This is a genomic window from bacterium, from assembly GCA_024226335.1.
Taxonomy (GTDB): Bacteria; Myxococcota_A; UBA9160; order SZUA-336; family SZUA-336; genus JAAELY01.
The window spans coordinates 19623-43529 of record JAAELY010000029.1 but is presented as its reverse complement, the minus strand read 5'-3'; the positions used below and the strand labels follow the sequence as shown (position 1 = coordinate 43529).

Annotated in this window: 20 protein-coding genes; 4 read left to right on the top strand and 16 right to left on the bottom strand. The window is 61.0% G+C overall.

Annotated features, from left to right (window positions below):
* Nucleotides 1-22: 22 nt before the first annotated feature.
* Together GY725_01190 and GY725_01185 are read right to left on the bottom strand one after the other, a co-directional pair.
* The gene (locus GY725_01190) at nucleotides 23-505 is read right to left on the bottom strand and encodes a hypothetical protein (protein MCP4002785.1); all 483 of its coding nucleotides are present in this window, start codon (nucleotides 503-505) and stop codon (nucleotides 23-25) included.
* Between the two features lie 48 nt (nucleotides 506-553).
* A complete protein-coding gene (locus GY725_01185) occupies nucleotides 554-1123 on the bottom strand; it encodes a histidine phosphatase family protein (protein ID MCP4002784.1) in 570 nt (189 codons plus the stop codon).
* 162 nt (nucleotides 1124-1285) lie between these two features.
* Here GY725_01185 and GY725_01180 point away from each other — a divergent pair, with 162 nt between their 5' ends.
* Nucleotides 1286-2086: an enoyl-CoA hydratase/isomerase family protein gene (locus tag GY725_01180; protein MCP4002783.1), complete on the top strand. Its 801-nt coding sequence runs from the start codon at nucleotides 1286-1288 to the stop codon at nucleotides 2084-2086.
* A 54-nt stretch (nucleotides 2087-2140) separates the two neighbouring features.
* On the opposite strand, the gene GY725_01175 is transcribed toward GY725_01180, so the two are convergent.
* Entirely contained in the window at nucleotides 2141-2686 is a 546-nt protein-coding gene (locus tag GY725_01175) for a hypothetical protein (GenBank protein ID MCP4002782.1), read from the bottom strand.
* Between the two features lie 31 nt (nucleotides 2687-2717).
* Between GY725_01175 and GY725_01170 the strand changes: the two genes are divergently transcribed.
* Nucleotides 2718-3230: a hypothetical protein gene (locus tag GY725_01170; protein MCP4002781.1), complete on the top strand. Its 513-nt coding sequence runs from the start codon at nucleotides 2718-2720 to the stop codon at nucleotides 3228-3230.
* A 74-nt stretch (nucleotides 3231-3304) separates the two neighbouring features.
* Here the strand turns inward: GY725_01170 and GY725_01165 are convergent, their stop codons facing one another.
* The 4 genes from GY725_01165 to GY725_01150 all read right to left on the bottom strand — a co-directional run bounded on the left by GY725_01165 (nucleotide 3305) and on the right by GY725_01150 (nucleotide 9028).
* Nucleotides 3305-4546: an acyl-CoA dehydrogenase gene (locus tag GY725_01165; GenBank protein MCP4002780.1), complete on the bottom strand. Its 1242-nt coding sequence runs from the start codon at nucleotides 4544-4546 to the stop codon at nucleotides 3305-3307.
* Between the two features lie 269 nt (nucleotides 4547-4815).
* Nucleotides 4816-6249 (bottom strand): DUF2142 domain-containing protein, encoded by a 1434-nt coding sequence (locus tag GY725_01160; protein ID MCP4002779.1) that lies wholly within the window; start codon nucleotides 6247-6249, stop codon nucleotides 4816-4818.
* Nucleotides 6250-6301: 52 nt separating this feature from the next.
* Nucleotides 6302-7945 (bottom strand): ABC-F family ATP-binding cassette domain-containing protein, encoded by a 1644-nt coding sequence (locus tag GY725_01155; protein MCP4002778.1) that lies wholly within the window; start codon nucleotides 7943-7945, stop codon nucleotides 6302-6304.
* A 324-nt stretch (nucleotides 7946-8269) separates the two neighbouring features.
* Nucleotides 8270-9028, bottom strand: a complete 759-nt coding sequence (locus GY725_01150) for a glutathione S-transferase family protein (GenBank protein MCP4002777.1) — start codon at nucleotides 9026-9028, stop codon at nucleotides 8270-8272.
* Between the two features lie 144 nt (nucleotides 9029-9172).
* Between GY725_01150 and GY725_01145 the strand changes: the two genes are divergently transcribed.
* Nucleotides 9173-9574 carry a DUF2087 domain-containing protein gene (locus GY725_01145; GenBank protein MCP4002776.1) on the top strand — a complete coding sequence of 134 codons (402 nt, stop codon included), beginning with the start codon at nucleotides 9173-9175 and terminating at the stop codon, nucleotides 9572-9574.
* Nucleotides 9575-9598: 24 nt separating this feature from the next.
* Here the strand turns inward: GY725_01145 and GY725_01140 are convergent, their stop codons facing one another.
* From GY725_01140 to GY725_01115, 6 genes are all read right to left on the bottom strand, one after another.
* Nucleotides 9599-11056, bottom strand: a complete 1458-nt coding sequence (locus GY725_01140) for an FAD-binding protein (GenBank protein ID MCP4002775.1) — start codon at nucleotides 11054-11056, stop codon at nucleotides 9599-9601.
* A 116-nt stretch (nucleotides 11057-11172) separates the two neighbouring features.
* Nucleotides 11173-11763 carry a hypothetical protein gene (locus tag GY725_01135; protein ID MCP4002774.1) on the bottom strand — a complete coding sequence of 197 codons (591 nt, stop codon included), beginning with the start codon at nucleotides 11761-11763 and terminating at the stop codon, nucleotides 11173-11175.
* Nucleotides 11763-12296 (bottom strand): hypothetical protein, encoded by a 534-nt coding sequence (locus GY725_01130; GenBank protein ID MCP4002773.1) that lies wholly within the window; start codon nucleotides 12294-12296, stop codon nucleotides 11763-11765. The genes GY725_01135 and GY725_01130 overlap by 1 nt, the downstream gene beginning before the upstream one ends.
* Nucleotides 12293-14395, bottom strand: coding sequence for a hypothetical protein (locus tag GY725_01125; GenBank protein ID MCP4002772.1), 2103 nt, complete (start codon nucleotides 14393-14395; stop codon nucleotides 12293-12295). Before GY725_01125 ends, GY725_01130 begins: the two co-directional genes overlap by 4 nt.
* Before the next feature lie 2 nt (nucleotides 14396-14397).
* Nucleotides 14398-15369 carry a hypothetical protein gene (locus tag GY725_01120; GenBank protein ID MCP4002771.1) on the bottom strand — a complete coding sequence of 324 codons (972 nt, stop codon included), beginning with the start codon at nucleotides 15367-15369 and terminating at the stop codon, nucleotides 14398-14400.
* On the bottom strand, nucleotides 15366-15839 hold the full coding sequence (locus GY725_01115) for a hypothetical protein (GenBank protein MCP4002770.1): 474 nt from the start codon (nucleotides 15837-15839) through the stop codon (nucleotides 15366-15368). The genes GY725_01120 and GY725_01115 overlap by 4 nt, the downstream gene beginning before the upstream one ends.
* 453 nt (nucleotides 15840-16292) lie before the next feature.
* On the opposite strand from GY725_01115, the gene GY725_01110 reads away from it, so the two are divergent.
* The gene (locus tag GY725_01110) at nucleotides 16293-18476 is read left to right on the top strand and encodes a glutamine synthetase type III (GenBank protein ID MCP4002769.1); all 2184 of its coding nucleotides are present in this window, start codon (nucleotides 16293-16295) and stop codon (nucleotides 18474-18476) included.
* Between the two features lie 23 nt (nucleotides 18477-18499).
* On the opposite strand, the gene GY725_01105 is transcribed toward GY725_01110, so the two are convergent.
* From GY725_01105 to GY725_01095, 3 genes are all read right to left on the bottom strand, one after another.
* On the bottom strand, nucleotides 18500-20527 hold the full coding sequence (locus GY725_01105; protein ID MCP4002768.1) for a TonB-dependent receptor: 2028 nt from the start codon (nucleotides 20525-20527) through the stop codon (nucleotides 18500-18502).
* A 202-nt stretch (nucleotides 20528-20729) separates the two neighbouring features.
* On the bottom strand, nucleotides 20730-22607 hold the full coding sequence (locus tag GY725_01100; GenBank protein MCP4002767.1) for an adenylate/guanylate cyclase domain-containing protein: 1878 nt from the start codon (nucleotides 22605-22607) through the stop codon (nucleotides 20730-20732).
* Nucleotides 22608-22646: 39 nt separating this feature from the next.
* A complete protein-coding gene (locus GY725_01095) occupies nucleotides 22647-23882 on the bottom strand; it encodes a thiolase domain-containing protein (protein ID MCP4002766.1) in 1236 nt (411 codons plus the stop codon).
* Nucleotides 23883-23907 lie beyond the last annotated feature (25 nt).

Here is a 23907-nt window from a genome sequence, read left to right as displayed (position 1 = left end):
GCGTTATCTCTATACGGGCGCTTTAGCGGGGGTCGATGCGAAAGACCCAGACGTCTTCCGCTTGCGGAGGATCTTCCCCAGCGGGCAACAAAGAAGCGTACTTGGTACGCGCGGCGTCAGTCATCGCCTCGCGTTGGCTGTCGTCTTCAATACGCATCGCGCGACCGGGAACGATCTGATCACCGAGCTTCACACGGACTCTCGGGTCCGCACTTACGTACTGTGTCCAGCGTTTGCTCGAACCGTTCTTTGCGGGAATGAAAAGCGCACCCTCGTACACGAATACGATCGTAGTGACCGAATGGGGATCATCCGGGCGGACTTCGATCGCAGCGAACATGATTTCGCGGGTAAAGTCCCAGTTGTCGGGCCACGAGACCTCGTCGCCGCTGAGCTTGCGGCCCGAGATCGGCCCGATGGGATCGGTTCGGAAGAGATAGGCGATCCCGGCGATTACTACGCTGATGGTGAGCAGAGCCGCGACGAACTTCAGTGCACGTTTCACGTATCGATCTCCTGTGGAAATGGATTCGGGAAACCGGGGCGTTGGATTTCAGACGGGCGCAGAATACCGATCGGAGGCGAGCTCGGCGAGATGAGTCGTGCAATTGAACAGGCTGACTCTCCACGGAGCCCCCTCACCGATCACAGTGAGGCCCGTGTTGTGAAACGCCGTGGGATCCTCGAGACCGTCGAAATCCAGGTGGCGGATCAGAAGTGACCGACAGACCAGCCCGTGGGTGACAATCGCCAGGTCGCCATCGGTACTGCTGGTCAGTTCTAGAATGCGCTGCCACGCCTGATCCACACGGACGTCGAATTCCGCGAAGGACTCGCCGCCTGGCGGAACGAAATCGACCGCGAACGGATCACTGGTCAGCTCGGCGTACGGAGTGCCGCGAAGATCTCCGAAGTTCCGCTCCTGTAGCAGCGGTTCGAATTCCACCTCGAGTCCCGTGGCTTCGGCGATTCCCGTGGCCGTCATCTCTGCGCGTCGAAGATCGCTCGATACGAGCCGGCCGATCGGGAAATCGACCAGACGCCGGCCCAGGCGCGACGCTTGCTCCACACCTTTTTCGGACAGTGGCGTCCCGGCCACCTGCATGACGCGCGCTGCGTTCATCGCCGTCTCTCCGTGACGAATCAGCAGGAGCGACATAGTTCTGCGCCTGGGTACGTTCGAATCATATACACGCGAGGATCCTAACAGGCTTCACCGCGCCACGTCCGGCGTGCGAGAAGAAGCATCTTCCTGATAAAATGCCCACACGAAATGGAGGAAGACATGTCCGATTCCGATGATCGCCCCGCTCTGCTTGTCGAACGCGACGGAGGAGTCGTCAGTCTCCTGATCAACGATGCACCGCGAAACCGTATGAGCCTCGACTACATGGACGCTCTCGAACTCGAGGTCGCGCGAGTCGCGACCGACTCCTCGATACGAGCCGTGGTGTTCTCCGCCGTCGGAGAAGACAACTTCTCGGTCGGCATGGACCTGAAACAACTGCCCCAGGGAGTCCAACGCAAGGGCAGCATCGAGGCGGTATTCGATCAACGCCTGCGCGTTCTTTCGGCGATCGAGAACCTCGAGAAACCCACGATCGCAACGCTCTACGGCTACTGCCTGGGCGGCGGACTCGAACTTCCCCTGGCCTGTCACTTCCGCCTCGCGGCCAGCGAAGGCGCCCGAATCGGATTGCCCGAAATGGACCTGGGTTCCGTACCCGCCTGGGGCGGCAGCGCCCGGCTCACGCGTTGCGTGGGGCGCGATCACGCACTGGACATGATTCTGCGCGCGAAGAAGATCTCGGGGCCGGAAGCCTTGCGCATCGGACTGGTGAACGAGGTCTGGCCGATCGCCGAACTCAAGCAACGCGCGCGCGCTCTGGCTCACGAACTTGCGGCAATGCCACCGATCGCTGTCGCGGGCGTTCTTCGCGCCGTCGTCGGGGCAGGTGAGCGCTCTCTCGTCGAAGGTCTGGCGGAAGAAAGGCGCGCCGTGATGCGCACCATGGGTACGAAGGATCAGCAGGAAGGCATGCGGGCTTTCCTGGAAAAGCGACGGCCCAAATTCACGGGTGAATGACGAACTCTCGCCGAACCGCTTTCGCTATACCACCAGTACTGAAGGGGCTTCTTCTTACCCTACCCCTCCATCTCGAACCCGCTTCGCCGCTCCAACCAGAACGATGCCGCCTAATCCCACAGCCAGGAATGTCAGCAACGACGCACCCAGTAAAGGGACCGCCGGGGCCGCCGGGAGCAGAAGGATCAGGTCGTTGTGTTGTTGCGCGGCGTTGGAACCGCTCACGGCTACCGCTGAACTAAAGAACTGCCCGGCGTCGACGTCGACCAGCGTTAGCACGTACTGACCGGTGCAGACAACCGAGGCGCCCGAAGCGATCGACGGGATCGGGTTTCCTCCCGTACAACTCGCAGAGGCTGGCCCACTGCTTCCCACGGAGACATTGGCAGCTGTGACCAGACTGCTGTTCATGACATTGTAGGTGTAGTCGATGGTGTCTCCGACATCCGCGAACCCGTCACCTCCGTCGTCAAACACTCGGGTCGTCAACAGGTCGAGATTCTCCGTCACACTCAGACAACCGGTGGTCTGGCAGATCTCACCGGGGAGCGCCCCGGGTGCATGAAAGGCCGATACGTACTCCCTGTATAGGGACTTCAAGAATGTCATCTGGTGGGCCGATCAGGCGCTCATGACAACGCGCCGACAGTCCCTGCTGCTCTGGTCGATCGTCTCCCTGATCGTTGCGGGTATGTTGCTGGTCGCAACCGGTCCCATGGTGCGCGCCTGGCGGTGCTACCTGCTCCACGAGGACGGGCAGCGAGCAGATGCGAAACTGGTCCAAAGGTTCAACCCGGGACTGGCCCTTCTGGAGTTGAGCACCGGTCCCCGGACGGGGCAGAGGTGCACCGCCAAGGTCCAGGTCTGGCCCAATGAATCCGAGGACCTCGGGCGGATCCTGAAGATCGTCTTCCTGGAAGATCAACCCGAAATCTGTGTGCTCGAGTCGACGATCGAATACTCCGGTGTGATCCTCTGGTCGCTCAGCGCTGGCTTCGGATTCGGCCTTCTGCTGCTCTTGAGCCTGGCCGCGTTCGTGCAACGCTCCCTGAGCTCTCCCGGATGGCCGCGCAAACGAATGGATGTCGACGCGGGATCCGTCCGCTGGACCTCTGGTGCACGCATTCCAATGCGCACCTTGTGAGGTGATCAGTTTTCAGTACGGCCACCCGGCCCAGAAGCCGTGAACCGGAAACCCGTCCCAGTTCCGCCGAAGCGTTACCTGCTGAGCAGTTCGCGGGCGATGGCGCGAATCTGGATCTCGTCGGTACCCGCGTAGATCTGGAGAACCTTCGCGTCGCGCGCGAGTTGTTCGACCTGGTATTCGGCCATATAGCCGTTGCCGCCAAAGACCTGGACGGCTTCCATCGCCACCTCGACCGCAGCCCGCGCAGCGTAGAGTTTCATGGCTGAAGCTTCCGCGAAGCTCATGCCCTGGCCGTGGGAAGCCAGCTCAATCGTGCGAAACACCAGGTTTTGCAGGTTCATTCGCGCGACTTCCATGCGCGCCAGCTTGTCCTGGATCAGCTGATACTCCCCGATCGGGCGATCCCATTGCACGCGTTCCTTGGCGTACTTCACGGAAAGCTCCAGACAACGCTCCACGATGCCCAGGGCCATCGCCGCAACACCGGAGCGTTCCATCGAGAAGGTATCCTTCGCCCCTTCGCGACCTCCGCCCTTCTTTCCCTTGAGCGCCTTCTCGCCGCCGAGCAGGTGCTCCATTCCACAGCGCAGATCGTTCAGGAAGAGTTCCCCGGTGGGGGACGAGTGCATGCCCATCTTGCGCAGTGGCCGGGTCTGTTCCAGACCCTTCATGCCCTTGTCGAGAACGAAGTTCAGGATCGTGCGATCGCGTTGATCGACGCCGTCTTCTTCCAGCTTGCAGATGAAAACGATCGTGTCGGCATAGGGTCCGTTAGTGATGAAGGTCTTGCTTCCGTTGAGCACGAATTCGTCGCCTTCGCGGCGAGCCGTTGCCTTCATTCCGCCAAAAGCATCCGATCCGGACCCGGGCTCCGTGATCGCCCAGGCACCGATCTTCTCTAGCGTGAGCAGATCCTTTCCCCAGCGCTCCTTCTGCTCGATCGTGCCCTTGGAATTGACCGCCGCCGCGGTGAGGCCGGTCGAAACACCGAGCGCAGTGACCATGCCCGGACAGAAACGGCAGAGTTCGATGATCGGGATGATCGACATCGCGGCCTGATCCGCACGCGCGCTGTCATCGGGCGTGTCTTTCGATTTCCGCGGCGCTTTGCCCTGCTTCTCCCTCTCGATCTGCTTGTCGAAGCGAGCTCGAGCCATCTCATCCATGCCAAAGGTGGAGTAGAGCTTGCGCAGAATGTCGTAGGGCGGCAGATCGCCGTGCTCGAGTTCCTCGAGATTGGGTGCGATTTCGTCCTCGACAAAGCGACGGACGGTATCGCGGATCATCAGATGCTGTTCACTCCACTCGATCACGGCGGGCCTCCTTCGGGGCTCGGACTCGTGGGTCCGAAAGCGGCCGTCATGTTACGCCGAGCCCGGATGCCGCGCCAGCGCCGGACATATTGCCACACCGGCTTCTAGGGAACCTCTGCACAGGGAGGCTGCGGCTGTGAAGCGCGATGCATCCACCTGCGCTGCGTCGCGCGACCCTCTGCAGATCTACGGATCTGCGATCGGATCACGCTTCTTGCTCAGGCGGCGACTCTCGCTTCTCGCTCGAATCCTCCCTGTGCAGAGATTCCCTAGCCGGAGTAGTATCGAGTAATGACACAGTATAGAGTCATCGCGGAGAATCCGCCCAGAGCGATCGGCAAACCCGCTCGCACTCGGACGGCCGTCAGACGAGCGTCGACCAGAGTCCGAAACCTCGCTGCGGCCAACGGCAGGAAGACCAGCGGACTCAAAGGAATGAAGTATCGACCCTGGATCCCGCGAATTTCAGCCGCGCCAGGCGGATTGGAGAACACATAGGCTCCGAGGGCGACGATCGAGATACCCATGACCGCGACCGCCAGAGAGACGACGCGAAGACGAAGCTTCAGAGGCCGGCTCGCGTCGCCATCCCAGAGCGCGATACCGAGGGAAAACGCCGCGAAGAGCCAGATCGCGAAGCGAGGCAGCTCTGTGTCGAGCCAGCCCAGGTAGCGCCCGAAACTGAGTTCGATGTATTGCGGACCGTAATCCCGGACTTCGGCGAAGAGCAGACCGAGAAGTTCAAACGGATGAGCCCAGATCCAGGCAATCTGTGCTCCCGGATCCACCCCGGCGACCCAACTCTCCGGCAGAGTCGAACTGCGCGAGGCCAGAGCCCACGAACCGACGCCGAATGCACCGATCGCCAGGACGATTGCCAATACGCCAAACTGACGAGTCCGCGATCCGAAACAGCGGCTCTCCATTCCGATGATCAGCAAGACCACAACCAGGTACACCTGTTTACCGAGCGAGAGCAACAATCCGAGTGCGATCCACGTAAACAGCTCAGAGCGAGTCATCCCATCGTCTGAGCTGGCGCGCGCGAACAAGCAGGCGATCAAAGCGAATGCACTGGTATTCGTCAGCGCATCCGGCGAAACGCTACCCAACTGGAACGCGGCCATCGGAGAAAAGGCGAGCCAGGCCAGGACCCATTTCGCATTCGGCGCGCGCTTGAGCGCAAACCAGATCAACATCAATGCGACCGCCAGGTTCGCAAGGCGGGCGCCGTACAGAAGCGGAAGAGGCCCTAGACCGAGAGTGCGCGCAATGGCGATGCCGAGCGCCTGCGGTGCGTACGCGACGGGCGAATAGGCGACGGTCGCATCGAAACGCACGAAACGCCGAACGGATGCGTCCAACGGCCAACCGAGAGCTCGCATAAGCGAACTCGACTCGATCTTCGCATCCGGCCGATTGCGCATCTGCAAAAAACCCGCGCTCGCTCCGGGCAGACTTGCGGGCAGCTCACCGCCGACTTCGTCTCCTCGGGAATACGGAACCCAGATCCCTTCTGAGATCTGGTACGCGCGGTAGAAATGAACGTGTTCATCGGGCACGCCGAACGGCGGCGTGACGAAGCCGAGCGAGAGCGCGAGCAACGCTCCGACGATGAACAGGCCACGGGGAAAGGCCGGATCGGGTTCAGCTGAAGCCGGGCTATTCACGGACGTCAGTGGCAGCGAACATTCAGACTCCATCTGATCGCGCCTTTCGAGTCTATGCCTTTCCGACCCGCGACGCCGAGTGATCTCAATCTCCTCCGGATTCGCTCAAAGCGGCGCGATAGTCGGTATAGCCCCCGTCGAAGGGCAGTAACTCGCCGTCGCGGATTTCGATGACGCGGTCGACGCAACGATCCAGGAAGTAGCGATCGTGGGAAACAACCAGCAGAGCGCCGTTGAAATCATCGAGCACGGCTTCGAGGACCTCAGCGGAAGGAAGATCGAGGTGATTGGTCGGCTCGTCGAGCAAGAGCACATTCGGTTTCTGCAGCATCAGGCGCGCTAATTGAAGCCGGCTGCGTTCTCCCCCCGACATCCGATCGATCGGCTGCCTGATCTGGTCGTAGCGGAAGGCGAAACGCATCAGAAAGCCAACGGCCTCGTCTTCAGTCACCGGTGAAGAGTCGCGAACGAGTTCCAGAGCGCTGCGCGACGACCAGCGATCCAGCGTCTCATGCTCCTGTGCGTAGTAACCCAGTCGGGAACTGGGCCCGATTGCGATGCGTCCTTCCAGTGGTGAAAGCTGACCTGTGATCAGCTTCAGCAACACTGACTTGCCCGAGCCGTTCGCGCCCACCAGCCCCACGCGCTCGCCGTGTTCGAGCGAGAGTTCCAGATCGACGAAGAGCAGTTTCTGGGGAAAGCCCATGCTGAGCCCGTGGGTACGGATGGCCATACGGCTACCTCGCCCGCCTTCGAGCGCGAGCCCCATGAGCGGCGAATCGCGCGGCCGCTCCAGCTCGTCCATGCGCGCGATCTTCTTGCGGCGGCTTCGCGCCTGTTTGATATGGCGCTCGTTCACGACGATGCTCGCCCAGAGTTCGAAGCGCTGGATCTGCGCTTCGAGGCGCGCGATCTCTTTCTGCTGGAGGGCGAACTCGCGAGCCTGACGGGCTCGCCTGAGTTCGCGCTCGGCGGAGTACACACTGTAGTTTCCCTTGTACAGGCTCAGTGCACCGTCGGTCAGTTCGGCAATCCCATCGGCGAGAGAATCAAGCAGGTAGCGATCGTGAGAGATCAGGACGACAGTGCCGGGGAACCCGCTGACGAATCGTTCCAGATATTCCTTTGACAGGAGATCGAGGTGGTTGTCCGGTTCGTCCAGAAGGAGCACGTCGGGGCCGTCCAACGCAACACGCGCCAGCGCAGCGAGCTTCTTCTGCCCGCCCGAGAAGCTGTCGATTCGCGCCTCGAATTCACTTTCAGAGAAGCCCAGATCGCGCAAGACCGAACGGACTCGACCCGCATGCGACAACCCACCCAGAGTCTCGAAGCGCTCGAGGGCCCGCTCCTGATGCTCCAGCACGCGCGTGAGCAGAGCTTCGTCCCCCGTAACCGCAGGATCCGCGAGTCGCGCTTCGATGCGCTCGAGTTCGATTTCGAGTTCGCCCAACTCGGGAGGAAGCACGGAAGCGACTTCGAGCAGTGTCTGATCCTCAGGCAGGTCGACGTCCTGAGCGACATAGCCGATTCGCAGATTGCGCGAGCGCTCGATGCGACCGCCGTCGAGCGAATCGATTCGGGCGATCGCGCGCACCAGGCTCGACTTTCCGCTGCCGTCGGGACCGACCAGGCCATAACACCGTCCGGCGGGCAGCGACCAGTTCAAGTCCGTGAAGAGCGTTCGCCCTCCCCGGTTCAATGTGACGTTGACGAGATTGAGTATCGACATGAAAACCTCTGTTGAGGCCGCCGGTCTTCGTCAGTTCCGCCATAATTGCAAACGGCCCGCCAGGTGAAGACCCGGCCGGCCGCCATTCCGTTCTATTTGCGCGCTCAGCGAATCAGCGCTTCTTGCCTCCGGGTGAACTCGGGACGCACGTGTCCCCATCGAAGGCCTGATCGGGCGCGAGGCGGCCACCGAGGATTCCTCGTGCCCGCCTTCTGATTCTCCTGGCTCGCATACCCAAACCTTAGTAAAGACAATATTTCCAGCCAGTCATGAAGCGACGGCTGGAATTTCATCCCCTCCTCCGGCCGCTATGAAACGCGGGCTTCAGCGGGTAGCCGGGTCCGGCCGGTGTGTTCGGTATTGCTGGTGCACCCATTGGGCTCCCGGATGGTCCTTCCAGCGTGCAACGAAGGCGGAGATTTCCGCGGGTACGGGTTCCCGCTTGGCCATGTCTGGATGCGGCGCGAGGATCGCTGGAGCCAGAAGTGAAGCCGCGGTGAGATCTGCGATGCTGAAGCGATCGCCGACCAGGTAGCCCGTCTGTGCCGATTCCGCCGCGACGAAGTCGAAGCCTCGTGTCGTACCCGCGAACGCCGCGTCGACTGCGGCCGGCCCGGTGACGCCGTTTGCCTTGGCGATCACCGGTTTTACCAGCGGAAGCATGGCCCGATAGATGGTGCGCTTCAACGCACCGTGGGGGTATGCAAACGTCGCGTGTAGATAGCCCAGATCCTCGAGTAACACAGAAAACACAGCGCAGCGCACCTGCGGACCGATCTCGCTATCGAACCAGCGCTGGATCTCGAGTGCGCGCTCTCGCAGGACGGGGTCTTCTGGATACAGAGCGGGTTCGGGTTTGAACCTTTCCAGTTCAGCGATGATCTGTGCGGAACCCGCAATCACCTTGGAATTCAGATCCAGGACCGGAGTTGCGGTCTGGCCACTGAGTCTGCGGATCGCCAGGGCGTGTGGTCCGGGCAGATGCGGAATTCGCTTGTGCTCGATGCCCTTGAAATCGAGCGCCCAGCGGGCCTTTTCGTTGAAATGGGAACTCGGAAACTGATGCAATTCAACGTCGCTCATCAACTCGGCCTTTCATTGCAGACGAGGGATCGAATCCATCCTATCTTATCCAACCCTGCGCCGAAAACCGCTCGGATCGAAACTCTGCAGAACTGCTCTATTGTTCACGGATCTGCGAAACCGCCTGGCAAACCTGGAAGATCCATGATCAGCTTGGAAGAGTTCATCGAGCGCCTCGTCCGCCTCGGCGCCGATCGCGGCCCGCGCGGACTTCCGCGTAGACGCCGAGATCGACAGATTCTGATGAAGAGCTTCTTGTTGACCCTCGACAGTGGCCGCAGCTATTCGGAGGCAGAGATCAACGAGTTGATCCGTGCGTGGAATGCCGAGGTCACACCGGCGATCGAGACAGACCACGTGACCGTACGGCGCATGCTGATCGACTACGGACAACTCGAACGCACCGCCGATGGCCGCGCCTATCGCGTCGGATTTCCGCCCGGCCCCATGGCTTTCGACCTGGAAATCGACGACGTCGACGTGCGCGCGACGGTCGCGGCCTACCTCGCTCGTCCGCGCCCCACCCGTCCGCCTGGAAACGACTGAAAATGCGTTTCAGGACTCGCCCGCTCAGTCAGGCGCCCCTGCGTGGCGTCCTGCGCGCCGACCGAAAAAGGTCGATTCTCCTATACAGGTGCCACTCGAATAGCCCTTGCCGTCCTGGGCGATGTTCGAAGCACAAGCTCCGATGGCGTACAAGCCGGGAATGACCTTGTCCTGTGGGTCCAGGACTTCGCCATCGATCGAGCACTTCAAGCCACCGAGCGCGAAACCGACGAAATGCGCCGAACCCAGGGAAAGATCCAGGGCCGCGTAAGGAGGCGTGGCGAGGGGGACGAGCCACTTCGCGGCCTTGTGATATTCGGGGTCCTCTCCCGATTTCGCGTGCTGGTTGTAGTCCGCAATCGTCTTCTGCAGCGCACCTTCGGGCATCTTCAGATCTCGTTCCATGTCCTCGATCGTATCCCAGGCGTCGATCAGTTCCTGCCAACCGTACGCGGGCCGTTCGAAGAAGGATTCGTCGGCGATCAGGTACGCCTTGCCATCGGGTTGCTCGAGGCACATGGCACTCGAACGGGCGTGGTAGCAGTCTTCGTCAATGAATCGCTTGCCGTGTTTGTTCACCAGAATACCTTTGAGTAGGCATTCGGGTGGATAGAACGGGGAGGTAATCAGCGCACCATCCATATGCTGTGTCACGCCACCGGCCATCACACCAAGTTTGTGCCCGACACCGAAATCAAAAGTCGAGCCCTGCTTCTCGATGCGGTCATCTGCGAGGCGCGGACAGTTGGCCGCGAGCATTTCCGGATCGAGAGTATAGTGGCCGGTTGCCAGGATCACGGCCTTGCGCGCCCGCACGGTCCTGAGTTCGTCATACTTGCGATAGCGCACACCGACGATCTCGCCCGATGAGGCGCGAACAAGAGCTTCGACTCCCGCGTCGCATTCGAGCCTCACGCCCAGTCGTTCGGCACAAGGGATCAGACGATCCATGAGTTCCGCGCCGCCCGCTTCCCCTTCCTTCGCCACCTTGTGTCCACGCGGTGCCGGGATGGCCTTTTCGCGAAACGGCCAGGCTTCTTCGTTTCCCGACCAGATCAGACATTCGTCGGTCATCTGCACGACGTCTTTCGCGGGGTACATCGTGTCCTTGAACGGTACACCTCGTGCGACCAGCCAATCGAAGTGCTCGACACTCTGTTCGCAGTAGACGCGGATCTTGTCCATGTCGGGTTCAGGCGTCACGGCTTCGAGATACTTGATCATCTCCTCGACGTCGTCTTTCACGCCCACGGCCTTCTGGACCCGAGTCCCGCCTCCGAGGTAGAAGTGCCCCGCGGCCGACATGGTCAGCCCGCCGCCAGCGCTGGCGCGCTCCAGGACCAGGACGTCCGCTCCCGCTTCGCGGGCCTCGATGGCGGCACAGGTTCCGGAGGCTCCCAGCCCCACCACCAGGACATCCGCTTCATCGGAAAAACTGTCGACATCCGCCGCGTCGACGATCGAGTACTCTTGCTGCGCCATCAGGATCCTCCGAAAGGCATTGTCGGCGCTTCGCACTGGAATCACAATTCGATTTTCAGTGCGGTCCTATGCCTCCGGAGAAAGCGGTTCGCGTTCGGGCCTGCTGCGGATTCTGATCAGGCGCTGCGGCGGGTTTCGCTGAGCTGGGCCGCGAGATCCGCATCGAACACATCGTCGATGCAGCACATCAGGCGAGCGTAGAGCCGGATGCGACAACCCTCGAGTGCAGCAAAGCCCAGCAGCGCGAGGATGGTCGAACTCAGAGCTACCGAGAGCGCTCCGATTTGCAAGGTGTTGTTCGACAGCTGAAGCGACACGAAGAGCACCATCATGCCGAGAGTCGTTCCGATGAACCCGATTGGCGGCAGGATATTGGAGTACATGGAAAGGGGCCGGGCATAGCTCATGTCGTAGTCGTTCAGAACGAACTGTCGAGTCGCATCGCGAACGAAGTCCGGGGACTGTTCAGGGTGCTCGGAAAACGAGCGCGTCAAGACGCTCATCATGCGCTGAGAGAGCGGTGCGATACCCGAGCTGTTGGCTTCTTCGAACATCTCTGCAGTCTGCAGGCGACGCGTGGCAGCGCGACCGCGCAGAAAGATCCGAAATCCTCGATAGAACGGCAATCCGGCGCCGGCCAGAGAAACCAGGCTGATCGCCGCGGCCAACGTCAGTTCGAGCGGCAAGGTCGAGAAGATCGGATCCATTAGAGAATCTCCCTTTTGTATTCGAGATCTTCGAGAGCGTTTTGCACGGTGCTCTGCTCGCCAATCGGATATTCGACGAGCATGCTCTTGGACGAGGCAAAGCGGTTGTGAATACGCCTGGCGATCTTGGCCAGCCGGCGAGCATCGCGCAGTTCGTAGAGGACCTCCGCCTGGGCGAACAAGAGGTTCGCCTCGAGGAGCTGGAGTTCCGCGTGCCATTCGCCTGTGTCCGAAATCAACGGCTCGATCTGTTGCTCGAAATACGGATGCACGAAACCTTCGAGCGACGCGATGCCTTCCAGATCACGATGCCGTCGCAGGCTTTCAGCCGTGGCCTTGACACTTTTCAAGTCGCGATGCAAACGCCTCAGGGTCTCCTTGCGTTGCAGGAGTGCCTCACCGGAAACCTGCTGATCGGGCTCGACGCCCACAGGTTGCTTCTTGAAATAGTCATTGCCCGACCAACGCGTTGCACATGCACTCATGCTGATGACGCAACCAATGGCGAGAATGATCGATAGAGAGCGTTTCACGACTGCTCCTCCCGGAGAGCTAGGTTCTCGAAATAGAGTTGACGCAGGAGCGTATGGGCGGGGTGATCCCGTCGGGCGGCGAGTTCACGCGTGGCACTTGCAGAGTCGAGTGCCTTCTGAAACAAAGGCAGCGCGCGCGAACGCAGCTCGATCTGCTGTGTGAGCTTGTCCTGACGGGTCTGTAGCTGTTCGATCCGCTTTGCGAGTTCGAGAATCCGATTCGAGGAAATCTCTGTGGTCCCCGGATTTGCGGAAACGACCGGGAGTTCCTCTTCCTGCGCCGGGACCGCGAGCCCCTCGGCTCGAGCCATGTCGAGTTCTTCGCGCTCCCAGGCGAGTGTCTCGACTTCGAGCTGTAGGCTGTCGCGCTGACTGACGAGCCCGGTGAGCTCTTCTTCCAGCAAAGCGACTCCGTCGGGCTGCGCGAAACCCAGATACATGATCGCCAGATCGTCCGATAGAGCGCGGCGAATCGCACCAAAGGAACTGCCGAGTTCCCGATTCTGTTCGATCCAGGTGTTGAGATGACGCGAGCGCTCGACGCGGTCGGCGACGCTCTGTGTTTCACTCAGGAAGTCGCGTTCGCGTCCCTGCTGTTCGAAGGAGTGCGCCACCCGCGCCCACAGCCCGCGGTCAAACGGGAAGATCTCGAGTGCACTGCGGTACTGCTGGCTCGCATGCTCGATCTGCTTGGTCGACGGATTGCCGGCGCGATAGCTCAAGGCCGCATCGCCCACGCCTCTCGCGGCGACATAGGCGGCGAAATACGCTGAAGTGGGAACGCCTTCGTGATCTCCAGGGCGCGCGTGTTGCTCGAAGAAGTTCAAGTAGCGCCCGAAGTGTGCAGATGCATCACTGACCGCCTCGTTTCCGCCCACGCCCGGACGCGAACCCTGCGAGAGATAGAACTCGGCGACGTTGAAGCTCGCTTCCTGGATCTCTTCCCAGAGCCGATGCATCGCACTTACGTACGCCGCGCGACCCATGTTGCGGTATCCGTGGTTCTTCCAGCCGCCCTCGAGACCCTCTTCCATCTGTTCATAGAGCGCCATCGCCTGCTGGATGCTGAAAGGAACCTCGATCTCGGCAATGCTGTTCATTCGCTGCTTGGCGGCGTGGAGCTCACCGAGCTGGCGCAAGGCGCGTGTGTACACAGCACAGCGTCCCTGGATCGTATTTGCGCGATGCAGAGCGTCGCGATAGGCGCCCGTGCTGATCCGGATCGCCTCGCGCGTGCTCTCCGACAGATCCTCGCTGGCCAGGAGATTTCGCGCCTTCTCGTGCTTCCGATTGGCTTCGAAAAGCGCCAGCGTGAACGTCAGGCTCTCTCCGTCCGATTCCGGACCGGTCAAGCGCCGGACGATATGGTCCAGATATTCGGCCGCCGATGCCTCGATCGGCACCTCCTTCGGGTGCTCACCCACCCGACCGTCATCCAGCATCCTCACGATCGCACCGAGTGCGTCGAGGCCGCGATCGATTCCAGCCTCCTGGCTGCGAATCAAGATGATGCGAGCCAGGTTCTCGTACAGGAAGGGCAACGCCGACATGAAACCCGCGCTCGAACTCTCTCGTAGGGCGAGGTCTTCGTAGGTGGCGTACGACACTTCGAGTTCGGCCACCACATTGCGCCAGATATCGAAGATCTGCGCGGAAAACTCGGCTGCGTTTCCGTGATGCAATGCGTGGTGCGCCAGAATGTAGTGGAACCACCATCGGTTCTCGCTTCTTTCGAGCCGGTTCTCCAACTCTCGCACGCTCGCGACGGCCGCTTCGATCTCATCTCCATTGCCACTTGCGATGAACAAGAGCAGATGCGCGACCGCGCGGCGACGTTGGTCATCTTCGCCAAGCGTTCGAGGCAAGAACCCATCGCCGTCGAGATTCTCGGCAGCGAAGTCACTCAGGCTCACTCCCGCCTCGGCGGCATACTCTTCCAGACGCGCTCGCAAAGCCTGCGGCTCCGCCGAGACGTAGACGTACGCAAAATCCAGGTAACCCGACCAGGCGGTTTCCGTTTCATTCGCGCTCCCGGTCGCGTTCGCGAAACCCGCGAACGACAGCGCGAGGGTCATCGATAGGATCAACGTCGATCTCATGGTCAATCTGCCTCCGTCCCGCCTTCGAGACAACTCAGTGCGAGCCTCAACTCTCCACAACGATCCAACTCCGGCCGATCCGGGCTCCGGCTCACCCACAACAAGAAGCCGTTCACATTTCGCATCTGGAGAAAGCGATACACACCCATCACGGAGCGGCAGCTTTCGCGCACATCAACGGCGAAAATCAGGTCCTGCTTTAGGGAATCCTCTTCGGCGTCCGTCTCGCAAGCGGCCAGCGAAGCCAGCGGCACACCGGAAATTCCATTGTCCTGTGCCTTCGCGGAGGCCTCGAAGGGAGCCAGCGCGGGTCGCGCTGGAAGCGAGGGACGGCGATGTCCAGAGACGTGATCCGATGGAACGGCCCGCGACACGACAGGAGCGCTGGGCAGCGCGAGGCGAGGTGCCGCCGCCGCCACATCCGGTACCGCGACTCGCTTGCCGACAGAGATCGGCGCGCGGGCGTAGACCAGCGGCGCATTGCGGGAACTCGGTAGAGGTTCGATATCCGGCCGCGGGCTTCGTGCTGCGACCGGAGCCAGCGCATCGATGCTCACCTGCGGACTTCGACGTGGTTTGGCGACGGGTTCCGGCTCACTTTTCTGGGCCAGTTCCGTCACCAGGGGCCGCGCCAGAGGCACAGGATCTGGCTCGACTGGATCCGGCTCAACTAGCAGCGGTGGCGGCTCGGGCTTGATGAGTTGAATCACAAGCGGCTCGAAGACCTCGGGCGACGGTCGGCTGAACGACCACAGGAACGGAGTCGATAGGATCACGAGGATCAGACAACAGACAGCCACGTTTCGAGACGCGTGGAACAGGAAAACGCGGATACCCAGATCCCGTGCCTCCTGCAGCGTGAGCCGCCACGCATCCAGGAAGGAGTAATCCTGGCTGTTGCAATGAGACGGTACCGACAGGCGAATGCGTCCAGCCCCGTACCCGTAGTTGCGGCGAATCAGGTCGTCGTTCATTCCGCGCCCGCGGCAACCGACACCAGAGCCGGACGACCGCTCGGCCAGAGAGCTTCGAGCAATCCGACTGCCTCAAGCAGATCGGCACTGCGAGAGTCTTCGTGCGGCGCAAGCAGCGGCTTTCTGGCGCCTTGGGCCCGGAGGTTTTCGAGTCTGGATTCCAGCTCGTCACCCGCAAAGCGTTCGATCTCGTGGTTCAGTCTGTCCGAAGCCGCCAGATCCGCGGCTGCCAGTTCAAAGGGAGTCCGTCCACCCGCTGCTCTCGGATGCACACGCAACTGCCAGCGATCCCGAACGTGTTCAGGGTTTGCGAGCGGTGCAGATGCGCTCACCTCCGGAACCTCGAGTTCGCCCAGGTCCAGTGCGTCGCCAAAGTCCACATCCATCAGACTGAGTGCAATCACCAGCAGAAACGCGAGGTCGACAAAGGAGTAGAGCCAGGAAGGTGCGCCTGAATGATCCCGTTGCATGCGCTCCTGAACGGTTTTTTTCCCACCGGCTTTAGACGGTGGAATTCCCCCGGCGAGAGAGACACTTCCTGTCCGACTACGTCCGAGACAGACGGGCTCCGCCCGGGCTGGAAAGTCGCAGGTAGGCAAGGCTTGCCGGTCGCTCTTATCAACGCCGTCACGACCTTCCCTTCCGGACCCGACTCCCTGCCCGCGTTCCAGGCAGGTGTTGCCCAGGAATTCAGCACGGGACGACTCCCCGGGCCCGGCCGCGGCCGCATGGCGTCTCCTACGCGGGCACGCGACTTGCTCTTCAACCCGGTGGATTCGAGCAGCCCCTTTTCGGGAATCGGACCCGGAATCCTTGGCGAACCCCCGGGGCAGCTCATCCGGAAGGTCAGCACATATCCGCGTCGATCTTCGAAACCCCGATTTCAAGCCAGCAGATTTCGAGCCACGAATGGAGGAATGAGCATGAGCGGAAGCAGCGCCCGACAAAACGCGATCGAAGCAGTCACCCATTACCAGCCAATCTCCGAAGCCCTGTCGTTTTCGGATGTGTCCGCGAGCGATCTGTTCGGATCCAACGTCTTCAGTCGAAGCGTGATGAAGAACCGCCTGCCCAAATCCATTTTCGACTCACTCGTCGAAACGATCGACTCTGGAACCCAGCTCGACTCTTCCAGCGCCGATGTCGTCGCTGCGGCTTTGAAAGACTGGGCGATCGAGAAGGGCGCGACCCACTACGCACACGTTTTCTACCCTCTGACCGGATCGACTGCTGAAAAGCACGACTGTTTCCTGACCCCGGATGAATCCGGCGGCGCGATTGCGGAATTCGCGGGAAAGACCCTGATTCAGGGCGAACCCGACGCATCGAGCTTTCCGAACGGCGGCGTTCGTTCCACGTTCGAGGCCCGCGGTTACACCGCCTGGGACGTAACGAGCCCGGCGTACATCCTCGAGAATCCCAACGGGACGACCCTGTGCATTCCCACCGCATTCGTCTCGTGGACCGGTGAGGCGCTCGACAAGAAGACCCCCCTGCTCCGCTCGATGCAGGCGCTCGACCGCCAGGCGCGGCGCATCCTCGAACTATTTGGCCACAAGGAGATCGGCAAGATCACTTCGTTCGCAGGTGCGGAGCAGGAGTATTTCCTGATCGATCGCAACTTCTTCTTCTCGCGACCCGATCTGATCGCCGCGGGCCGAACTCTCTTCGGCGCCGCATCTCCCAAAGGCCAGGAATTCGACGACCACTATTTTGGTGCGATCCCATCCCGTGTACTCGCGTTCATGTTCGAGTGTGAGCGCGAGTTGATCAAGCTGGGAATTCCCATCAAGACACGCCACAACGAGGTCGCACCCGGCCAGTACGAAATTGCACCCGTGTTCGAGGCCGCGAACCTCGCAACAGACCACCAGCAGATGATCATGGTTACCATGAGGCGCGTCGCCGAGCAGTACGGTATGACCTGCCTGCTTCACGAGAAACCTTTTGCGGGGATCAACGGTTCGGGCAAGCACGTGAACATGTCGATCGGCAATGCGACGCAGGGCAACCTGCTCGATCCCGGCGACACGCCGCATGCGAACGCTCAGTTCCTGGTGTTCTGCGCCGCGGTCATCCGAGCCGTACATCTTCACGGCGACCTGCTTCGAGCAGTCGTCGCATCTGCGGGAAACGACCACCGCCTGGGCGCCAATGAAGCGCCGCCTGCGATCATCTCGATCTTTCTGGGTGACCAGCTCACCAAGATCTTCGAGCAGATCGGAGTCGCAGGTTCAGCAACTGCCGATTCCCGCGAGAAGATCCTCGAAGTGGGAGTCGACACCTTGCCCGACCTTCCCAGAGATGCAGGCGATCGCAATCGCACGAGTCCGTTCGCCTTTACGGGCAACCGCTTCGAATTCCGCGCCGTTGCATCTTCGCAATCGATCGCGGGGCCCATGGTCGCCCTGAACACGATATTCGCGGAATCGCTCGACTTCATTGCGGAGCGAATCGAAGCTGCAGTCGCAGCCGATCCAGACGAATTCAACGCGGCCGTCCAGCAGGTGCTGATGGAGATCGTTCGCGATCACGGTGCCGTCATCTTCAATGGCGACGGCTACTCCGAAGCCTGGCACACGGAAGCAAAGGAACGCGGTCTGCCGAACCTGAACACCAGTGTCGATGCCCTGCCCGTTCTCGAGAACGATGCTGTCGTAGCGATGTTCGAAAAATTCAACGTTCTCAGCAAGCGCGAACTGCATAGCCGACTCGAGGTCTACCTGGAGCAGTATGTACTCAGCGTTGGCGTCGAAGCGCGCACCAGCGTCGAAATGGCCCGCACCATCATCCTGCCGGCCGCCATCCGCTACCAGTTGGAACTCGCGGAAACCGCGACCCGCTTGAAAGAACTCTCAGCCAAGGCCGACACCCGGATACTGGACCGGCTGACCAATCTGGTCGGAGAGCTCCAGGATGCAATATCCGCACTCGAATCGGAAATGGAAGCTACCGAGGAGTCTACGATGGCGCAGGCGGAGCATTGCTGCGGGAAGATCCTGCCGGCGATGCTATGCGTGCGAGCGGTTGCGGATCAACTGGAAGGCATCGTTGCCGATGACCTCTGGCCGCTGGCGACCTACCAGGAGATGCTCTTCATCAAATAGGAAGGTGCCGGTCCGCCGGTCCGCTAGAAACGCCAGGTGGCCTTTGCGTAGAAGGAGCGCTCGACCTCCATTGCACCTGTGCCGCCGGATTCAGTGAAGCTATCGAGTTCCTCGACTTCGTCGTGCAGGAGGTTCTGGCCGACCAGGCTCAGTTCGAGTTGCTCCATCGGTTTCCAGCCCAGCCTCACGTCGAGACGCCATCGGCTGTCCATGTCCGTATCCGTAGTCGTAGGACTGTCGGTGCGGCCGTAATAGGAGAGCCAGGAGTCCAGTTCCAGGTCCCAGGGCAAGTCCACGTAAGACTGGATCTGGAACTTGTGCGCTGGCGCCGCATCGGTGTAGTTCTGGCGACCGGTGCGGAAGAACGTGTAGCTACCCTTCAGCCGCGCCCATCGTCGCGCCTGCCACTGGGCCGCCAGTTCTCCACCGTAGAAGTGGAGTTCTGCCGTATTGTCGAAAGAAAGCGCGGCGGGGTTCGTCGGCGACGCCGCAAAGGAACTCCCGTTCTCCAGCACGTTGTAGAAGGTCGCAAGATCGAAGGAGAGGGAAGGAATCGGCTGGGTACGATAACCGAGTTCATAGGAGAAGGTGTATTCAGAACTCTGGTTCTTCCGCCCTGCGACCGTCATCGGCAGGTATGCGGGTGGCCCGAACGGATTGGCCACCACCCCAGCAATCAGGATACTGAGTTCGCGCGCAGCCCGAGAGGGCGTGCGAACGGTGCGCGAGATCGCCCCCCAGAATTGCTGCGTTTCAGTCGGCGCCCAGAGCATTCGGAGACTGGGAGAGAATTCCCATCCGGTGTAACTATTCCACTCGGTCTTCGTGCCTAGAGTCAGCTTGAGTTCGTCCGGAATCAGAGAGACTTCATCCTGAATGAAGCCGTTGTAGACCACTTCTTCATTGCTGTTCGGAATGAAAAGCGCATTGATCGAAGTTTCGAGATCGTCGAGCATCAGACGCGCGCCCGTACCCCAGGTGATCGCGTGCGACTCACCGAGAAGGAAGTCGTTCTGAAAGTCCACGTCGTATGTGTGGCGGTCTTCTTTCAGCTTCGCGCCTTCACGAGTTCGTCGATCCCAGTAGAACTGGAACTGCGTCGAAGCCGACTCCGAGAACTTCCGGGTCCAGCGGCCCAGGACATTGCCTCCGCGGGTCGAGTTCTCGTAGTTGCCCTCGGTCTGCCCGGTATTTGTGTAGATGCTGGTAGCCGTATCGACGCGAGTGCGCAGATTGGGTTTTCCGGAATACCAGTCTCCCTGAAGGGTGACTCGATCGCGACTCGATGTGTCCCAATCCATCGCGTAGCTCATCATTCCCTGACGCCAGCCATCCCCCGCATCTCCTCGGACAGGACTATGCGATTCATCTCTGGTCAGAAAGTTCCCCGAGACACGCATCTGCGCGTCCCCGACTTTCCGATGGACGCGCAAGCTGGTCGTCATCCGGTCTTCGTTTCCTGCGGCGTAGCTGACGAAATTGGAATCGGAGACGCTCGCGCTCTTGCGGATGATATTGATGACGCCGCTCACGGCATTCGCGCCCCAGACCGTTCCACCCGGACCGCGGATGACCTCGATCCGATCGATGTCTTCGAGGGTGACGCTCTGGATGTCCCAGTAGGTTCCGCCAAAGAGCGGAGTGTAGACGCTGCGACCGTCAACCATGACCAGGAGATCGTTCTTGAGCGGTCGACTCGCACCGCGAGAGGCCACACCCCAGGTACTGGACGAGAAGCGCGCCACATTGATCCCGGGAACGAGCCGGAGAAGCTCGGGTACGCTGGTCATTCCGCTGCGGCGGATGTCTTCTGCAGAAATCACATAGACCGCAGAAGCGGAATCGATCAAGCGCTGTGTCTTCTTGGAGACGGTGGTCACGGTCATGTTGACCAGATCTTCCAGCGATAGCGCCAGGACATCGACGGAGTCATCATCTGCAGCAAATGCAGTCCGAGAAAGCGATGAACCTGCAAGGGCGATCGAGATGACGAGTAGACCGAGCCAGACGGGTGACGTCCGACACGAGCCAAATTTTGTCAACTGCGACACAGCGAGCCCTCCGGCCTCAGCTAGTTCAGGAATTCAAACCTGAGTCTGTTTCGGTGGTGCTCCGCTCATCTTGAGACTTCGTGCCTCAATCAGCGATCAAGGTGGATCGTTTGGCGAAAGCTCGACCATCGTGAACACTGGTGTCGAGAGTGGCGTTCGTTGGCCTAACCTGTCTGAGCGGACTATTCCACCGCTCGAAGGATCAAGAAGACAATGCGAAGGCGCGCTGGAGGGCCTCCAGAAGCTCCTCTGAACGCATCGGAGTGCCTATCGGCGCGATCAAGTCGCGTGCGCGCTCCGGCGTGAGTTCCGGGTTTACGACGCGTATCTCGCGAACGATCTCGCTGGCTCGTTCCCGCGCGCCGTTCGTCGCGTAGTGCCAGGCCAGCGCGATGCGGACGTGGATCTCATCGGGATTCGCACCGCGCGATCGCTCCCAGATCGCCACGGCTTCTTCCCGGCGCCCCGTCAGATAACGAGTGCTCGCGAGCGTTGTCCACCACGAGGCCGGCGGCCGTGGATTGCGACGCAGCGCTTCGCGAATCAAGCTTCCGCCCTTTTTCAAATCACCTTCCGCGGCAACCAAGGACAACCCCAGAAGGAAGATGGCGGTGTTGTCTCTCGGAGCCAGTTGGACGCCCTTGCGCGCCGCTTCCAGCCCTCTCCCCGGTCGGCCGCGCGCCAGATTGAGTTGTGTCAGCAGGTACTGGGTCTCCAATTGGCGCGGATTGATCTGGAAAGCTCTCTGAGCGAGTGCTTCCGCGCGTTCCAGCGCGTCCACGTCCATGCTCCAACCCAGCGTGTACCCGTGCATGGTTGCCAGGCCGAGAAATGCGTGCGCCCTTGCGTAGTCCGGTTCGATCTCGATGGCGCGCTCGAACCAGCGCGCTGCATCCTCGTGCCCCGCATGCCTGAAGCGAAGAAAGCTGGCAAATCCGCGCGTGAAGGCATCGTAGGCACTGACCTCATTGGGGCGCGTGCTGCGCATGCGCCGAATCTCCGCCTCCTGCAACTCGACGCTCAGAGCGGCGAGGATCTCTTCTGAGATCTCACTCTGAAGGGCGAAAAGACCCGCGATCTTTCGATCGTAACGGGCGCTCCAGACGTGAAACCCCGTGCCCGCATCGATCAACTGTGCGGTGATGCGAACGGTATCTTCAGCTTTGCGCACACTGCCTTCGAGCACATAGCGCACGCCCATCTCGCGACCGACCTGCACGACGTCGATGGGTTTGCCCTTGTAGGTGAACGCCGAGTTGCGCGCGATTACGAACAGGCGCGGGATCTGTGACAGGTCCGTCGTGAGATCCTCGGTAATCCCGTCACTGAAGTACTCCTGCTCGGGATCATCACTGAGATTGTCGAATGGCAGGACGATGATCGAGGGCTCGGACGGAAGAGCCGGATTGGAAGGGGGCGCGAGTGCTGCGAACTCCAGCGCAGGCGAGACACCGCGATAGACCCAGGTCAGAAGCAGTCCGACCACAAGGAACACACCGGCGGCCACCCACAGGAAACGCCTCGTACCCGCTCGAGGTCTCGACCCCTCCCCCTCGATCGCTCCCACGGCGAATGCGTGAACCGGCTCCGGGATGTTCTTCAAGTCTCGCGGTCCGAGATCGGTGAACTCCAGATCCAGCTTGTTTCGCACCTGATCTCGAATCGCCGACGAGACACAGATCCCATCGGGTTCCGCTAGCGCCTCCAGGCGCGCGGCGATGTTCACGCCTTCACCGAAGATGCGCTCACCTTCGGAACGCAGATCTCCCAGGTGGGCGCCGATGCGGAAGCGCATCCGGCGTGCTTCGGGCAGGACTTCGTTCAGTTCTGCGGTGTTGGCCTGGATTTCGAGCGCGCAGCGCAGGGCATCGATCGCAGAGGGAAACTCCGCCAGGAAGTTGTCGCCGGTGAAATCGACCAAACGCCCGCGGTGATCGGGGATGAGCTGAGAAACCAGATCGCGGCGCGAGCGCAGCGTATTCACGGTTGCGTCTTCATCGTCGGCCATCAGCCGGCTATAGCCGACGATATCCGCCGAGAGGACCGCCGCCAGACGCCGTTCGATCGTTTCGCTACTCACGGCCCCCCGCTGCGAATTTCGAAAACGGGTTCCCGCGCACTACACCCCGACGACGAAACTACAACTCGTGGTGCCACTCCCGCCGATGTTCAGGGTCTGGAAGTTCTTGGCTCCCTCTACCTGGTAGGCGCCGGCCTGACCGGTCACCTGCAGATAGGCATCGAGCAACTGACGAGTCCCGGTTGCGCCCACGGGGTGGCCCGCGCCAATCAGTCCGCCGCTGGGATTGATCGGATGCTTGCCGTCGATCTCCAGCCAGCCCGCTTCGATCGCCTTCCAGCTTTCACCGGGCTTGGTGATGCCGAAGTGATCGATCGCCATGTACTCCGAAGTCGTGAAGCAATCGTGCGTCTCGATGCCATCGATGCCATTCACATCCGCAATACCGGCGCGCTCCATGGCCGAAACCACGGTGCTGCGCACATGCGGCAGAACGAATTCGTTGCCCCGACTCTCGGCGACCTTGTCGCTGAAACGCAGGCGCGCTGTGTTGTGGCCCCAGCCCTTGATGCGTGGGATCTGGGAGAGCTTCAGACCCCGACCCTTGGCGTAGCGCTCGGCGTATTCGCGAGAGGCCAGGAAGACGCAAACCGCGCCGTCGGTGACCTGTGAGCAATCCGCGATGCGGATGCGACCGCCAACCGCCGCGTTGTCGTCAGTTCGACACAGCGCGTGCTCCTTGTTCATGTACCAGGTGCGCGTCTGGGCGTTCGGATTCAGCTTGGCGTTCGCGTAGTTGATCTTGGACAGCTCCGCCAGATGCTCGTCCTTGAGTCCGTAGCGCGCGTCGTATTCGTCGCCGAGGCGGCCGAAGAGCTTCGGGAACGGAAACTCGATGCCGTCGGCTTCTTCTGCGTACCAGGCAGCGGTACCCAGGAAGGCCCCTCCCTCGGAGGCCGAAACCGTCTTCATCTGTTCGATGCCGACAACCGCCTGCAGGTCGTAACGACCCGCCTCGATCTCGGCGGACGCAGCCAGGAGAGCGATGCTACCCGAAGCACAGGCCGCTTCGTGGCGACTGGTCGGAAGTCCGGAGAAAGCGGGATCGACTTCCGTGAAGAACGCCCCCAGATGGCCCTGCATGCAGTAGAGCTCAGCGGCGAAGTTGCCCACATGTGCGCTCTGGACTTCTTCCGGAGCGATCTCGCAACTCTGCAGCCCACCGAGCACGCTCTCGCGCATGAGCGCGGAGAAGTGCTTCTGCTCCTTGGTCCAGTTGCGCGCGAAATCCGTCTGATAGCCACCGAGTACGTAGACCTCTGGAGTCGCTGCCATTTTGGGGAATCCTCCTGAAGAAACT